Origin of the sequence: Caballeronia sp. ATUFL_M2_KS44, from assembly GCF_023630965.1 — a bacterium.
GTDB lineage: Bacteria > Pseudomonadota > Gammaproteobacteria > Burkholderiales > Burkholderiaceae > Caballeronia > Caballeronia concitans.
In genome coordinates this window covers 274,826-290,331 of the sequence record NZ_JALQEA010000020.1, presented here as the reverse complement: position 1 = coordinate 290,331, position 15,506 = coordinate 274,826, and the positions used below count along the sequence as shown (strand labels likewise).

Genomic DNA, 15,506 nt, shown 5'->3' with positions numbered 1-15,506 from the left:
TCAATGCCTTTTGACGCGCCGGCTAACCCTATGTATAATCTCGTGTTTTCCCCGCGTGGTGCGTGGAAAAACGAAATTCTGAGTGAGGTTCTCAATGTACGCGGTCATAAAAACCGGCGGCAAGCAGTACAAAGTTGCCGTTGGCGAAAAATTGAAAGTAGAACAGATACCGGCAGACATTGACGCTGAAATCACGCTCGACCAGGTTCTCGCAGTAGGCGAAGGCGAATCGATTCAGTTCGGTACGCCGCTGGTCAGTGGGGCTTCCGTCAAGGCTACCGTCGTGTCCCAGGGTCGTCACAAGAAAGTGACCATCTTCAAGATGCGCCGCCGGAAGCACTACCAAAAGCACGCTGGCCATCGCCAGAACTACACCGAACTGCGCATCGACGCGATCAACGCTTAAGCGTCGCGCAACGGTAAAGGAGCTATAGCAAATGGCACACAAAAAAGCAGGCGGGTCTTCCCGCAACGGCCGCGATTCCGAATCGAAACGCCTCGGCGTGAAGGTTTATGGCGGCCAGGCAATCAATGCAGGCGGCATCATCGTTCGCCAGCGCGGCACGCGCATGCACCCGGGTGAAAACGTCGGCATCGGCAAGGACCACACGCTGTTCGCGCTGACCGACGGCCACGTCCAGTTCACGACGAAGGGCGCAGCGAAGAAGCACACGGTCGTCGTCGTCCCGGCAGCGTAAGGTTCACTGCACGGGCTTCAGGACCGCAAAAGGGTGAATGCCCGAAAAGGCCCCGCGAAGTTCGCGGGGCCTTTTTCATTGGTGCGCCAAAAAGGCGCGCCGTCAGAATCGGAATTCAAGGTTATCGGTGACCGGCGTCCGCTGGTCACGGCAAAATAGCGTGTCGGCTGGCGCGGCGTCATCGCCGGAACCAGCCTCATCGCGCGGAAACACGGGACGGAGCAACGCATGAAGTTCATTGACGAAGCGAGGATCGAAGTCATCGCCGGCGACGGGGGAGATGGCAGCGCGTCGATGCGCCGCGAAAAGTTCGTCCCGTTCGGCGGGCCGGATGGCGGCGACGGCGGGCGCGGCGGCAGCGTCTACGCGGTCGCGGATCGCAACATCAACACGCTGATCGACTACCGGTTCGCGAAAAAGCACCAGGCGCGCAACGGCGAGAACGGGCGCGGAGCGGACTGTTACGGCAAGGGCGGCGAAGACATCACGCTGCGCATGCCGGTCGGCACCATCATTTCGGATCAGGAAACGGGCGAGCTCATCGCCGATCTGACCGAGCACAATCAGCAGGTTCTGATCGCGCAGGGCGGCGCGGGCGGTCTCGGCAACCTGCACTTCAAGTCGAGCACGAACCGCGCGCCGCGTCAGAAAACCGACGGCAAGCCGGGCGAGCGGCGCATGCTCAAGCTCGAACTGAAGGTGCTCGCGGATGTCGGCCTGCTCGGCATGCCGAACGCGGGGAAATCGACGTTCATCTCGTCGGTGTCGAACGCGCGGCCGAAGATCGCGGATTATCCGTTCACCACGCTCGCGCCGAATCTGGGCGTCGTGCGCGTCGGGCCGAGCAAGAGCTTCGTGATCGCGGACATTCCCGGGCTGATCGAAGGCGCGGCGGAGGGCGCGGGGCTGGGTCATCGCTTCCTGCGGCACTTGCAGCGCACCGGCGTGCTGCTGCATCTCGTCGATCTCGCCCCGTTCGATGAAAACGTCGATCCGGTCGCCGAAGCGAAAGCGATCGTCGGCGAATTGCGCAAGTACGACGAGGCGCTGTACGAAAAACCGCGCTGGCTCGTGCTGAACAAGCTCGACATGGTGGCGGAGGACGAGCGCGAGGCGCGCGTGAAGGACTTCATCGAACGTTTCGAATGGGACGGCCCGGTGTACGAGATTTCCGCGCTGACGGGCCAAGGCTGCGAGGCGCTGACCTACGCCATCTACGATTACATCTCGCAGCATTCGGACGCGTCGCGCGCGGCCGAAGCGGAAGACCTCGCCGCCGACGTGCGCTTCCGCGACGACGACGCAACGAAGGAATAAAAGCAACCACGAGGAGAAAGCGCACGATGCGTTCGGTCATCGCCGCTGCGAAGCGAATCGTAGTGAAAGTGGGGTCCAGTCTCGTCACGAACGACGGGCGCGGACTGGATCACGCGGCCATCGCCCGTTGGGCGTCGCAGATCGCGGCGCTGCGCGAGCAGGGCAAGGAAGTCGTGCTCGTGAGTTCGGGCGCGATCGCGGAGGGCATTCATCGGCTGGGCTGGAGCAAGCGTCCGCGCGAAATCGACGAACTGCAGGCCGCCGCCGCCGTCGGGCAAATGGGCCTCGCGCAGGTCTACGAGAGCAGCTTCGGCGCGCACGGCATTCGCACCGCGCAGATTCTGCTCACGCACGCGGATCTGGCCGACCGCGAGCGCTATCTCAACGCGCGTTCCACGCTGCTGACGCTGCTTCGTTTGGGCGCGGTGCCGATCATCAACGAGAACGACACCGTCATCACCGACGAAATCAAGTTCGGCGACAACGACACGCTCGGCGCGCTCGTCGCGAATCTGATCGAAGGCGATGCGCTCGTCATCCTCACCGATCAGCGCGGCCTTTTCACCGCCGATCCGCGCAAGGACCCGGCGGCGACGCTCGTTGAACAAGCCGATGCCGGCACGCCCGAACTCGAACAGATGGCCGGCGGCGCGGGATCGAGCCTGGGGCGCGGCGGCATGCTCACCAAGATTCTCGCGGCCAAGCGCGCGGCGCACAGCGGCGCGAACACGGTCATCGCGAGCGGCCGCGAGGCGGATGTGCTCACGCGGCTTGCGTCGGGCGAGATGATCGGCACGCAACTCGTCGCACGCACGGCGCGCATCGCTGCGCGCAAGCAGTGGATGGCGGATCATCTGCAAGTGCGCGGGCATGTCGTCATCGACAATGGCGCGGTGCAGAAGCTCACTGCGGACGGAAAGAGCCTGCTGCCGATCGGCGTCATCGACGTGAAAGGCGCGTTCGATCGCGGCGAAGTCATCGCGTGCGTGAACGATCAGGGGCAGGAAGTCGCGCGCGGCATCACGAACTACAGCAGTTCGGAAGCGCGGCTGATTCATCGCCGGCCGAGCGGCGAGATCGAAACGGTGCTCGGTTACATGCTCGAACCCGAGCTGATTCATCGCGATAATCTGGTGCTGGTGTAAGTCCCGCAGCCCATGAAAAAGCCCGCTCGACCGAAAGTCCAGCGGGCTTTTTGCTGCGCGAATTCAGCGATCAGCGCAAGTTGATCGAGCTTTGCGTGCGCTTGTACTGAATGTTCTCGACGATCTGCTTCGCATTGCCGACCGGCAGCTTGCTCGTGCAGAAATAATCCGTATACAGCGCAGCCTGATACGCGTTCAGTTCACCGTTCTCGATGCGCCGGAAATCGAACGTGGCGCCGCGATCCCAGCCGGTGCCGTCATCGTTGATGCTGGCGTAGCGCCGCCATTCGTAGGTATCGCAACGAATGCCTTCGTAATTCACGTTGCGCGCACCGCTCGGACTCGTCGCCACGACGACATAGCGCACGACGCCATCGGTGCCCACGCTGAGCGACGTCTTGTCGACGGCGAACGTGAGCGGCGTGTTCTGCGAAACGTTGAACGGCAGCAAGTTGGACGCTTGGGGCAAAGGCGGCAGCGTATCGACCTTGTTTTCGACCCATTCCGACTTGCGGTCGAGCAGATAGGTGAACACGCCGTCGTCCTTGTTGGACGGCTCTTTGGAACTGGAGCAGCCGGCGAGCGCGGCGAGCATGGCGACGGCTACCGCGGATGAGACGATGACTTTCAATTCGATGTTCCCGGAAAACGGATGCGCGGACGGCGAAGCGCCCGGCGCAGCGAGCCATGCTCGCGTGCCGGGTTCTGCAAAGTGCCGAGTGTCAACGTGGTCAAAGTAAGCGAAGATTGACGCAAATCAATCGCACGAGGCACGCCTCGCGATGATCTGCACTTCCTCGCTGATCGTGCATTCTGCCTGAACCGTGGCGCCAGCGGCGGTTACGGCAGGTGCTTCGATCGTCATCGTCTGGACGACGCGCGGATAGCGTGGCCCATGATGCGCGGCGCGATCGCCGCGAGCGTTGGTTCGCCGCAAGAAGCGGGAAAGCTCGGTGAGAGCGAGTTGATAAACGTCGCGCTTGAACTCGATGACCGCGTCCAGCGGCACCCAGTACTCGTTCCAGCGCCAAGCATCGAATTCCGGATGGTCCGTCGCGCGCAGGCAAATGTCACAGTCGCGTCCTACCATGCGCAGCAGAAACCAGATCTGTTTCTGACCGCGATAATGTCCGCGCACTTCGCGCTTGATGAACTTATCCGGCACCTCATAACGCAGCCAGTCGCGCGTGCGACCTACAACTTTCACGTGCTCAGGAAGCAGGCCGGTTTCTTCGTGTAACTCCCGATACATTGCTTGCACGGGGGTTTCGCCGTATTTGATACCCCCTTGCGGAAACTGCCAGGAATGTTCACGCAGCCGCTTGCCCCAAAACACTTCGTTGCGCGCGTTCAAGAGGATGATGCCGACGTTCGGGCGAAAGCCTTCACGATCCAGCATACAACCACCTTCGAATCCTTTAAAATTGCTTTGATTATAAACAGATAACGGACCCGGCGCATCGGTTTCAACCCGTGGCGGCGGCCGTCATCCGGGGCAGAAATGCTGCGTCGGCGCGAGGAATCTTTGCCAGGCAACCGGGAAGGCGGCAGAATCTTCTTCTTTGTCGGTCGAAGTCGCGTGGCCGCGGTCCACGCCGAGCCGTTCACCGTTTCCGTCGTTCACCTGTCTCGCCAGCCTCGTAGCCGAACGCTTTTCGAGGCGCGCGCCGCTTTTGGAAAATTTCTGAATGAAAGCATCCCGTTTCTTCATCGGCACCCTGAAGGAAGCTCCCGCCGACGCCGAGATCGTCAGCCACAAGCTGATGATGCGCGCCGGCATGATCCGCCGCGTCGCGGGCGGTATCTACGATTACATGCCGATCGGCCTGCGCTCCATTCGCAAGGTCGAAGCCATCGTGCGTGAAGAGATGAATCGCGCGGGCGCGCTCGAACTGCTGATGCCCGCCGTGCAGCCCGCCGAGCTGTGGCAGGAATCCGGCCGCTGGGAGCAATACGGCCCCGAACTGCTGCGCATCAAGGATCGCCACGAGCGCGATTTCGTCGTCGGGCCGACGCACGAGGAAGTGGTGACGGACATCGCGCGCCGCGAGATCAAGAGCTATCGCCAGTTGCCGGTCAACTTCTATCAGATTCAAACGAAGTTCCGCGATGAAATCCGCCCGCGTTTCGGCGTGATGCGCGGCCGCGAATTCATCATGAAGGACGCGTATTCCTTCGATAAGGACACCGCCGGCCTCGCCGAGTCGTATCGCAAGATGTACGAAGCGTACGTGCGCATCTTCACGCGCATCGGCCTCGAATTCCGCGCGGTCGCGGCGGACAACGGTTCCATCGGCGGCAGCGGATCGCACGAATTCCACGTGATCGCGGAAACGGGCGAGGACGACATCGCTTATTGCCCGACGTCGGAATTCGCCGCGAACGTCGAAGCGGCGGATGCGTTGCCGCTCATCGCCGAGCGCGCCGCGCCCACCGAAGCGCTGAAGAAGACGCCGACGCCCGGCGCCGCCAAGTGCGAGGCCGTCGCGCAGTTGCTGAACATCCCGCTCGAAAAGACCATCAAGTCGATCATTCTCGCCACCGACAACGAAGGCGCGGAACCGACCATCTGGCTGCTGATGCTGCGCGGCGACCATTCGCTGAACGACATCAAGACGAGCAAGCTGCCGGGTCTCAAGGGCTATCGCTTCGCGACGGAAGCGGAGATCGTCGAATGGTTCGGCACGCCGCCGGGCTATCTCGGCCCGATCGGCACGAAGAAGCCGGTGCGCGTGATCGCGGACCGCACGGTGGCGAACATGAGCGATTTCGTGGTCGGTACGAACGAAGTCGATTTCCACACGACCGGCGTGAACTGGGGCCGCGACTTGCCGGAGCCGGAAGTGGCGGATATCCGCAATGTCGTCGCGGGCGATCCTTCGCCGGACGGAAAGGGCGCGCTCGAAATTTGCCGCGGCATTGAAGTCGGTCACGTGTTCCAGCTCGGCACGAAGTATTCGGAGTCGATGGGCGCGACGTATCTCGACGAAAACGGCAAGCCCGCGCCGATGCAGATGGGTTGCTACGGCATCGGCGTGACGCGCGTGCTGGGCGCGGCGATCGAACAGAATTTCGACGACAAGGGCATCATCTGGCCGGAAGCCATTGCGCCGTTCGAAGTCGTGATCTGCCCGATGGGCTACGACCGCAGCGACGCCGTGCGCGAGCAGGCCGACAAGCTCTACGCGACGCTGCAGCAAGCGGGCATCGACGTGATTCTCGACGATCGCGGCGAGCGTCCCGGCGTGATGTTCGCGGACTGGGAACTGATCGGCGTGCCGCATCGCATCGTGATCGGCGATCGCGGGCTGAAGGAAGGCAAGCTCGAATATCAGGGCCGCCGCGATACCGAAGCCACGCTGCTGCCGGTGGAAGAGGCGGCGGACGTCGTGACGGGCAAGATTCGCGCGGCACTCGGGAAGTAATGCAGTACAACTTCCTGTCGGCGACGGTGCTGCTGCTGTTGATCACCGATCCGCTCGGCAATATTCCGATCTTCATCAACGCGCTGCGGGGCGTCGCGAGTGCGCGGCGCCGCGTCGTGATTCTGCGCGAAGTGGCGATCGCGTTCGGCATCCTGCTGTTGTTCATGCTGGCCGGCGACCGCTTTCTGCGCGCGATGCACTTGACGGATTTGTCGCTGCGCATCGGCGGCGGGATCGTGCTGTTTCTGATCGCGCTGCGGATGATCTTTCCGCATCCGGACGGCCCGATGGGCGGCGATTCGCGCGGCGGCGAGCCGCTGATCGTGCCGCTCGCCATTCCGGCGCTCGCGGGGCCGTCGGCGCTCGCCACGGTGATGCTGCTGACATCGCAGGCGCCGGGGAAGATGCTGGAGTGGATCGGCGCGCTCACGGTGACGATGATCGTCTGCGCGGTCGTGCTGATTCTCGCGGAGAAGATTCAGCAGTGGCTCGGCGAGCGCGCGGTGACGGCGTTCGAGCGTTTGATGGGGCTGGTGCTGGTCGCGATTTCCGTCGAGATGATGCTCGAAGGGATACGGACTTTCGTGCATCAGTTGTGAAAAAAGCGGCCTTGGCCGCTTTTTTCGTATCGGGTGGAACGATTACGCCCCTTCCGTCAACGCCCGGATCGTCGGCAGGTTCCGCCAGTATCCCTTCGCGTCCATCCCGCAGCCGAACACATAGCGGTCCGGCACTTCGAATCCGCAGAAATCCGGACGCAGCGGCTTCGCCTTCGGGATGATCTTCTCGCACAGCACCGCCGACAGGAACTGCTTCGCGCCCATCGCCATGATGCGGTCGCGGATGGCGGCCATGGTTTCGCCCTCGTCGAGGATGTCGTCGAGCACGAGCACCACGCGATCCTTCACCGATTCCGCCGGCGCCACGCGCCATTGCATCTCACTGCCGCCCTTGATGGCGTTGCGATAGCGCGTCAGGTGGATGTAGTCGAACTCGAGCGGGAAGTCGAGATGCGGAAGCAGCATGCCGGTGAAAACGGCCGCGCCGCCCATGACCGAAAGCACGAGCGGGAATTCTTCGCTCGTCGCCGCCTTGATGGCTGCAGCCATGCGCCCGATCGATGCGTTGACTTCGTCAGCCGACACGATCTCTTCGGAGTGGCTGAAAATATGGAGAGCTTCTTCGCGATTCATAGGAAAGCGGGGGAGGCGGACTTCTCAGGGTGAAAAAAACGGCGGCGTGCGCAATATGATAAACCCGCGTTTCTTTCGAGTCGGACGCCCGAAGAGAACGCGGGTTCAATAAAAATGCGTGTCAACGCATGCCGGGCATCATGCCCTTCATGCCGCGCATCATCTTCTGCAGATTGCCGCCCTTCAGCTTCTTCATCATGCCGCGCATCTGCTCGTACTGATTCAGCATGCGGTTCACTTCCTGCACGTGCACGCCCGCGCCCGCCGCGATACGACGCTTGCGCGCCGCCTTGATGAGCTCCGGCTTCGCGCGTTCCTGCAGCGTCATCGAATTGATGATGCCTTCCATGCGGCGCATCTGCTTTTCGGCGTTGTTCATGTCCGCGCCTTGCGCAGCTTGCTGGAACTGCGCGGGCAGCTTGTCCATGAGCGACGACAGCCCGCCCATCTTCTTCATCTGCGACAACTGCGCCTTGAAGTCGTTCAGGTCGAAGTCGCCGCCTTTCTTGACCTTGTCGGCGAGCTTCTGCGCGGCGGCGGTATCCACGCCGCGTTGCGCTTCCTCGACGAGCGCGAGAATGTCGCCCATGCCGAGAATCCGGTTCGCCATGCGATCCGGATGGAAGACTTCGAGGCCATCGAGCTTTTCCGCGACGCCGACGAACTTGATCGGCTTGCCGGTGACGTGCCGCACCGAGAGCGCCGCGCCGCCGCGCGAATCGCCGTCGAGCTTCGTGAGCACGACGCCCGTGAGCGGCAGCGCGTCGTTGAACGCCTTCGCGGTGTTGACGGCGTCCTGACCGAGCATCGCGTCGACGACGAACAGCGTCTCAGCGGGCTTGAGCAGCGCGTGGAGCTGGCTGATCTCGGTCATCATCGCTTCGTCGATGCCGAGGCGGCCGGCCGTATCGACGATCACGACATCGTGATAATGCCGCTTCGCCCAGTCGATCGCCGCGCGCGCGATGTCCGCAGGCTTCTGGTCCGGCTCCGACGGGAAGAAGTCCGCGCCGACCTGCTCGGTCACCGTCTGCAACTGGCGGATAGCGGCGGGGCGGTAAACGTCGACAGAAACCGTCAGCACCTTCTTCTTCTGCTTTTCGCGCAGGAGCTTCGCGAGCTTGCCGGTCGTCGTGGTTTTACCCGCGCCCTGCAAGCCGGCCATGAGGATGACCGCGGGCGGCGTGACCGCGAGATTCAGCTCGGCGGCCTTGCCTTCGTAATCGCCGCCGATGACCGCAGTCAGTTCGCGCTGCACGACGCCGACGAGCGCCTGACCCGGCGACAGGCTCGAAAGCACTTCCTCGCCGAGCGCCTTTTCCTTCACCTTCGCGATGAACTCGCGCACGACCGGCAGCGCCACGTCGGCTTCGAGCAGGGCGAGGCGCACTTCGCGCAGCATCTCCTGCGTGTTGGCCTCGGTGAGCCGGGCCTCGCCGCGCAGCGTCTTGACGACGCGCGCCATCCGTTGAGTGAGGTTGTCGAGCATGGGGAATGTAGAGAATGCGGCCCTTGTTTTCCCGCGACGCGCACGCGGCTTCACGGCGATGCGCTCTATTCCGGCGCAAGGGGGAAGACGTCGCGGGTTCGGGGCCTAGTGTAAACTTCGAACATGGATATTGTACTGTATGCCCTCACTGCGCTTCTCTACGGCGGACTGGCCGTGGCGGGCTGGCGCGCGCATCGCCATACGGCTGTCGAGCCGGCGCTGGCGGGCGTGCCGGCGGGTGTCGCCGCGCCGCCGGCGGTCGCGTCGAAAGCGTCGGGAATGAGCGGCGTCGGGCGCGCACTATTATTAATAGCGCTGGTCGTTCACGGCCTTCTGCTGCACACCACCATCTTCCCGCAGAACGCGATGGTCTTCGGCTTCGCGTTCGCGCTCTCCGCCATGTTCTGGCTCGGCGCGGGCATCTACTGGATCGAGAGCTTCTTCTTCCCGCTCGACGGCCTGCGCCTGCTCGTGCTGCCGCTCGCGTGCGCGGCGTCGTTGATGCCGCTCGTCTTCGGCGGCGTGCGCGTGCTGTCGTATTCCGCCGCGCCGATGTTCAAGCTGCATTTCCTGATCGCGAACATTGCATATGGCCTGTTCGCCATCGCCGCGCTGCACGCCATTCTGATGCTGATGCTCGAACGCCGCCTGCAACGCATGCGCGGTCTCGCGATGCGTCATTCGGGCAACAACGGCTGGCTCGCAAGCTGGCTCGACACGTTGCCGCCGCTGCTCACGCTCGAAAAGCTGCTGTTCCGGCTGATCGGCGCGGGCTTCGTGCTGCTGACGCTGACGCTCGTGTCGGGTATCGCGTTCAATGAACAACTGGTCGATCGCGCGCTGCGCTTCGACCACAAGACCGTCTTCGCTTTCCTTTCCTGGCTGATGTTCGGCGCGCTGCTCACCGCGCGGCGCATCTCGGGCTGGCGCGGGCGCGCCGCGCTGCGCTGGGTGCTCGCGTCGTTCGTGGCGCTGCTGCTCGCGTATGTGGGCAGCCGCTTCGTGTTCGAAGTGCTGCTGCATCGCGCGGTCATCTGAAGGCGATTCACTTTTCTAGCCGATGCGAAACTTCATTCTTCTCATCTTCCTGTTCTTCGTCACGCAGTGGCTGCTCAAGAAGCTGCGGCGCGCGAATGAGCGTGCGCAAGCGGGCGCGCGCGACGCGGCTGGCGGCGCAAAGTCGACGAACTCGACGAACTCAGCGCGCGGACGCAACGGCGCCGCCACCGATGCCCCGCAGCTTCCCGATCCGCTCATCCGCTGCACGCAATGCGGCGTGCATACGCCGCGCAGCGAATCGATCGTCGTGGCGGGCGAGCGCTTCTGCTGCAACGAGCACGCGCGCCGTTACGCGGCCCGCCCGACCGGCCGCGACGCGCGATGAACCCGTCGTCGTCGCGCGATCCGCACATCGACGCGCAAGGCTGGCTCACTCACGCGACGCGCGTGCCGTCGCCGAACTTCGAAGCGCGCCCGGGCGATATGACGCCGACGCTGATCGTGGTTCACAACATCAGCCTGCCGCCCGACGACTTCACCACCGATTCCATCGCCCGGTTCTTTCAGAACACGCTCGATCACGACGCGCATCCGTACTTCGATCACTTGCGCGGCGTGCGCGTGTCGGCGCATTTCGTCATCCGGCGCGACGGCGGCGTGCAGCAGTTCGTTTCCTGCGATGACCGCGCGTGGCACGCGGGCGTTTCGTCGTTCTGCGGGCGCGAGCGATGCAACGACTTTTCGATCGGCGTCGAACTCGAAGGCAGCGATCGCGTGCCGTTCGAACACGCGCAATACGACGCGCTCGCGGCGCTCGTTCGCATTCTCGTGGCGCGATATCCGATCGATGCGCTCGCCGGTCATTCCGACATCGCGCCGGGCCGCAAGACCGATCCCGGCCCGCACTTCGACTGGCCGCGCCTGCGTCACGACAGCGCGCTGCCGCCATCGTTTTTTCCATTTCAGCCCAGCATCTGAGCAACCGCCGAGCCGCGAGTGAGCGCCGCGTAAGGTCTTTCTCGCTGCAGCGCGGCAGCTTTGTGCGCGAGGCCTTGTCGCGCTTTGCCGCCACAGAAGTCAAGCCCGGCGGCGCGTTTCATCAGCAAAAAAACCTTTTTGAGACCGTGCGAAGTTCCACTATACTTGGTGCCGAAAGACGTACTTTGCACTATATCTTGTGTTGTTGAGGCGGCGCCCGCTCCCATGAGCCGGCGCCGTTGGCTTTCCGGAGTAAGAGAAGTTTAGCTGGCCCGGGGCGGTGTGCAGGGCGGTTTCGAAGCATGGAAACGCCTTGGCGCACCGAGCGTCAGCAAGCAGCACCGTGAAGAACGCATGCAAGTGAATGCGAGTCGCGTCGACCGATAACCGCGCGCCAACGCGGGCCCCGCGCGCGACGCCAAGAACAGTGCGGGCCGCCATCGCCGCGAATCGCGTTCAGGGCTTGCTGGCTTCACGGCTCGGCTTCACCGCAAAAACACCGCGCGGTCATCGTCGTCACGCAACGGCGCGGCACGCGCGGCACAAGTGATAAATCCGCGGATCATCCGCACCATTCGAACACCAGGAGTTTTGCACATGCAAACCACCGAAAACGCCACGACTTCCTTCGAAGGCGCATCCGCACAGCCCGCAGGCGGTGCGCAGGTTCCGGGCGCGCAGGCGCTCGCGCCCAACACGACGTTTGCCGACTACAAAGTCATCCGTCGCAACGGAAGCGTGGTGTCGTTCGAGCCGTCGAAGATCTCCATCGCCGTGACGAAGGCGTTCATCGCCGTCAATGGCGGGCAGGGCGCGGCTTCCGCCCGCGTGCGCGAGCAGGTCGAGCAACTCACGCAAGCGGTCGTGCGCGCGCTCGTGCGCAGCCGTCCGCACGGCGGCACGTTCCATATCGAAGACATTCAGGATCAGGTCGAACTCGCGCTGATGCGCGGCGGCGAGCACAACGTCGCGCGCGCCTACGTGCTGTATCGCGAGAAGCGCACGCAGCAGCGTTCGCAAGAGCGTTCGGCCGGGCAGAATGCGCAGTCGCATGACGGCGGCGTCATCAACGTGACGGACAACGGCGTCGCGCGTCCGCTCGATCTCGAAGCGCTGAAAGCGCTGATCGTGTCCGCCTGCGCGAATCTGGGCGATGCCGTTTCCGCCGATCCGATCGTCGCCGAAACGGTGAAGAATCTGTACGACGGCGTGCCGATGTCGCAGGTCTACGACTCGGCCATTCTCGCCGCGCGCACGATGATCGAAAAAGACCCGGCGTACAGCCAGGTCACCTCGCGCATCCTGCTGCACACGATCCGCCGCGAGATTCTCGAAGAAGAAGTGACGCAAGCCGAAATGGGCGAGCGTTACACCGAATACTTCCCGCAATTCATCAAGCGCGGCGTCGAAGCCGGCCTGCTCGACGAAAAGCTGCAACAGTTCGACCTGAAGCGTCTGGGCGCCGCGCTCGACGCGAACCGCGATCTGCAATTCGGCTATCTCGGCCTGCAGACGCTGTACGACCGCTACTTCCTGCACGTCGACGGCACGCGTATCGAGTTGCCGCAGGCGTTCTTCATGCGCGTCGCGATGGGTCTGTCGCTGAACGAAATCGACCGCGAAGCGCGCGCCATCGAGTTCTACAACGTGCTCTCGTCGTTCGACTTCATGTCGTCGACGCCGACGCTGTTCAACTCGGGCACGCATCGCTCGCAGTTGTCGTCGTGCTACCTGACGACCGTCGCCGACGACCTCGACGGCATCTACGAAGCGCTGAAGGAAAACGCGCTGCTCTCGAAATTCGCGGGTGGCCTCGGCAACGACTGGACGCGCGTGCGTGCACTCGGCTCGCACATCAAGGGCACGAACGGCAAATCGCAGGGCGTGGTTCCGTTCCTGAAGGTGGTGAACGACACGGCCGTCGCGGTGAATCAGGGCGGCAAGCGCAAGGGCGCGGTGTGCGCGTACCTGGAGACGTGGCACCTGGACATCGAGGAATTCCTCGAACTGCGCAAGAACACGGGCGATGACCGTCGCCGCACGCACGACATGAACACGGCGAACTGGATTCCCGACCTGTTCATGAAGCGCGTTCACGAAGGCGGCGACTGGACGCTGTTCTCGCCGGCGACCTGCCCGGACTTGCACGACCTGTTCGGCGCGGATTTCGAGAAGGCGTACGTCGCTTACGAAGAGAAGGCGGCGCGCGGCGAGATCAAGCTGTTCAAGAAGGTGCCGGCCGCGCAACTGTGGCGCAAGATGCTGGGCATGCTGTTCGAGACGGGTCATCCGTGGATCACGTTCAAGGATCCGTGCAACGTGCGTTCGCCGCAGCAGCACGTGGGCGTCGTGCACTCGTCGAACCTGTGCACGGAAATCACGCTGAACACGAGCGACACGGAAATCGCCGTCTGCAACCTCGGCTCGGTGAACCTCGTCGCGCACCTGACGAAGCAGGCCGACGGCACGCTCGCGCTGGATCACGCGAAGTTGAAGCGCACGATCAGCGTGGCGATGCGCATGCTCGACAACGTCATCGACATCAACTACTACGCGGTGGCGAAGGCGCGCAATTCGAACCTGAAGCATCGTCCGGTGGGCATGGGCATCATGGGCTTCCAGGACTGCCTGCACTTGCTGCGCACGCCGTACGCGTCGCAGGAGGCGGTGGAGTTCGCGGATCGTTCGATGGAAGCGGTGTGCTACTACGCCTACTACGCGTCGACGGAGCTGGCGGAAGAGCGCGGCCGTTACGCGACGTATCGCGGCTCGCTGTGGGATCGCGGCATCCTGCCGCAAGACACGCTGAAGCTGCTGGCTGAAGCGCGTGGCGGCTATGTGGAAGTGGATACGACCGAGTCGATGGACTGGTCGACGCTGCGTTCGCGCATCGCGGCGCACGGCATGCGCAATTCGAACTGCGTGGCGATTGCACCGACGGCGACGATTTCGAACATCATCGGCGTGTCGGCGTGTATCGAGCCGACGTTCCAGAACCTGTATGTGAAGTCGAATCTGTCAGGCGAATTCACGGTGGTGAACGACTACCTGGTGCGTGACCTGAAGGCGCGCGGCCTGTGGGACGAGGTGATGGTGTCGGACCTGAAGTACTTCGACGGCACGCTGTCGCGCATCGATCGCATTCCGGCGGACTTGCGCGCGATCTACGCGACGGCGTTCGAAGTCGATCCGAAGTGGCTCGTCGAGGCGGCGTCGCGCCGTCAGAAGTGGATCGACCAGGCGCAGTCGCTGAACATCTATATGGCGGGCGCGTCGGGCAAGAAGCTGGACGAGGTCTACAAGCTCGCATGGCTGCGTGGCCTGAAGACGACGTACTACCTCCGCACGATGGCGGCGACGCACGTGGAGAAGTCGACCGTTGCGCACGGTGCGCTCAATGCGGTGCCTTCTTCGGGCGATGGTGGCGCTTCGTCGTCGGGTGCTAACGGCGGCTTCGGGGCTTCGTCGGCCTCGGCGGCGGGCGGTGGTTTCAATGCCGCACCGGCGGCGGTTGCGGCTGCGCCGGAAGCCGATGGGCCGGTTTGCATGATGCGTCCGGGGGATCCCGGGTTCGACGAGTGCGAAGCCTGTCAGTAAGGGTTTCTTAGCTCGGCGCTAACGGGGGCCTTTCTTCCCCCGGAGCGGGTAGGCCGGTTACCGTGGTCGGGGTATCGACTCGGTGCCGGTCTTTTTCTTTTTTTCCTCGCTGAATTTGTATTCGTGTCGGTCTATTTGGGTTGCCCCTCCCCGGGGCGGGGGTCACTTTCTTTGCTGCTGCAAAGAAAGTAACCAAAGAAAGCAGCCTTCTGGCCCAAAGCACTGAATGTCTGGTCACTCCGTAGAACCAGATTGGCACTCAGCTTGACACAACCTTGAATCACCCTCCACGCCCGCTGAGCGCCACCCCATGCGAGCCCCCGGGCTCGTCAACACCATCGGTGCGCAACGCGCCACGCGACAGCAAAAGTTCACCGCAACAATGCGTGCGAACGTGACTTGCCGCGCCGCTTTTCGCGCGTGACTCATCGTGCGCAGCGCTGCTTTGCCGATGCCGCGTGGATCTTATTGTTTTGCGAGGGCGATAGTGCCCGATGGTGTTGTCGAGCCCGGGGGCTCGCATGGGATGGCGCTCAGCGGGCGTGGAAGGTGATTCAAGGCTGGTTCAAACTGAGTGCCAACGTGGATCTACGGAGTGCACCATCAAAAACGAAGTGCGGGCGAAAAAGCTGCTTTCTTTGGTTACTTTCTTTGCAGCAGCAAAG

Annotated in this window: 14 protein-coding genes; 10 read left to right on the top strand and 4 right to left on the bottom strand. The window is 63.1% G+C overall.

Going from position 1 to position 15,506, the window contains the following annotated elements; translation table 11 throughout:
- Positions 1-94: 94 nt before the first annotated feature.
- From rplU to proB, 4 genes are all read left to right on the top strand, one after another.
- Entirely contained in the window at positions 95-406 is a 312-nt protein-coding gene (gene rplU, locus NCR39_RS11495) for a 50S ribosomal protein L21 (RefSeq protein ID WP_008342953.1), read from the top strand.
- 31 nt (positions 407-437) lie between these two features.
- A complete protein-coding gene (rpmA, locus tag NCR39_RS11490; protein ID WP_035966833.1) occupies positions 438-698 on the top strand; it encodes a 50S ribosomal protein L27 in 261 nt (86 codons plus the stop codon).
- A gap of 228 nt (positions 699-926) precedes the next feature.
- Positions 927-2,015: an Obg family GTPase CgtA gene (gene cgtA, locus NCR39_RS11485; protein WP_250452297.1), complete on the top strand. Its 1,089-nt coding sequence runs from the start codon at positions 927-929 to the stop codon at positions 2,013-2,015.
- Positions 2,016-2,041: 26 nt separating this feature from the next.
- A complete protein-coding gene (proB, locus tag NCR39_RS11480) occupies positions 2,042-3,160 on the top strand; it encodes a glutamate 5-kinase (RefSeq protein ID WP_250452296.1) in 1,119 nt (372 codons plus the stop codon).
- A gap of 70 nt (positions 3,161-3,230) precedes the next feature.
- On the opposite strand, the gene NCR39_RS11475 is transcribed toward proB, so the two are convergent.
- Together NCR39_RS11475 and NCR39_RS11470 are read right to left on the bottom strand one after the other, a co-directional pair.
- Positions 3,231-3,755 (bottom strand): CNP1-like family protein, encoded by a 525-nt coding sequence (locus NCR39_RS11475; RefSeq protein WP_250452334.1) that lies wholly within the window; start codon positions 3,753-3,755, stop codon positions 3,231-3,233.
- Between the two features lie 162 nt (positions 3,756-3,917).
- The gene (locus tag NCR39_RS11470; protein ID WP_040050520.1) at positions 3,918-4,559 is read right to left on the bottom strand and encodes an RNA pyrophosphohydrolase; all 642 of its coding nucleotides are present in this window, start codon (positions 4,557-4,559) and stop codon (positions 3,918-3,920) included.
- Between the two features lie 289 nt (positions 4,560-4,848).
- Here NCR39_RS11470 and NCR39_RS11465 point away from each other — a divergent pair, with 289 nt between their 5' ends.
- Positions 4,849-6,585, top strand: coding sequence for a proline--tRNA ligase (locus tag NCR39_RS11465; RefSeq protein ID WP_250452295.1), 1,737 nt, complete (start codon positions 4,849-4,851; stop codon positions 6,583-6,585).
- On the top strand, positions 6,585-7,184 hold the full coding sequence (locus NCR39_RS11460; RefSeq protein ID WP_040050523.1) for a MarC family protein: 600 nt from the start codon (positions 6,585-6,587) through the stop codon (positions 7,182-7,184). The genes NCR39_RS11465 and NCR39_RS11460 overlap by 1 nt, the downstream gene beginning before the upstream one ends.
- A 42-nt stretch (positions 7,185-7,226) precedes the next feature.
- Here the strand turns inward: NCR39_RS11460 and NCR39_RS11455 are convergent, their stop codons facing one another.
- Together NCR39_RS11455 and ffh are read right to left on the bottom strand one after the other, a co-directional pair.
- Positions 7,227-7,778: a hypoxanthine-guanine phosphoribosyltransferase gene (locus NCR39_RS11455; protein WP_250452294.1), complete on the bottom strand. Its 552-nt coding sequence runs from the start codon at positions 7,776-7,778 to the stop codon at positions 7,227-7,229.
- Positions 7,779-7,899: 121 nt separating this feature from the next.
- Complete coding sequence (gene ffh, locus NCR39_RS11450; protein WP_040050525.1) at positions 7,900-9,267, bottom strand: signal recognition particle protein; 1,368 nt, start codon at positions 9,265-9,267, stop codon at positions 7,900-7,902.
- 123 nt (positions 9,268-9,390) lie between these two features.
- Between ffh and NCR39_RS11445 the strand changes: the two genes are divergently transcribed.
- The 4 genes from NCR39_RS11445 (at position 9,391) to NCR39_RS11430 (ending at position 14,841) form a co-directional block, all read left to right on the top strand.
- Positions 9,391-10,305 (top strand): cytochrome C assembly family protein, encoded by a 915-nt coding sequence (locus tag NCR39_RS11445; protein ID WP_250452293.1) that lies wholly within the window; start codon positions 9,391-9,393, stop codon positions 10,303-10,305.
- Positions 10,306-10,327: 22 nt separating this feature from the next.
- Positions 10,328-10,651, top strand: a complete 324-nt coding sequence (locus NCR39_RS11440; RefSeq protein ID WP_250452292.1) for a PP0621 family protein — start codon at positions 10,328-10,330, stop codon at positions 10,649-10,651.
- Entirely contained in the window at positions 10,648-11,244 is a 597-nt protein-coding gene (gene ampD, locus NCR39_RS11435; protein ID WP_250452291.1) for a 1,6-anhydro-N-acetylmuramyl-L-alanine amidase AmpD, read from the top strand. The genes NCR39_RS11440 and ampD overlap by 4 nt, the downstream gene beginning before the upstream one ends.
- A gap of 597 nt (positions 11,245-11,841) precedes the next feature.
- The gene (locus NCR39_RS11430) at positions 11,842-14,841 is read left to right on the top strand and encodes a ribonucleoside-diphosphate reductase subunit alpha (RefSeq protein ID WP_250452290.1); all 3,000 of its coding nucleotides are present in this window, start codon (positions 11,842-11,844) and stop codon (positions 14,839-14,841) included.
- Positions 14,842-15,506 lie beyond the last annotated feature (665 nt).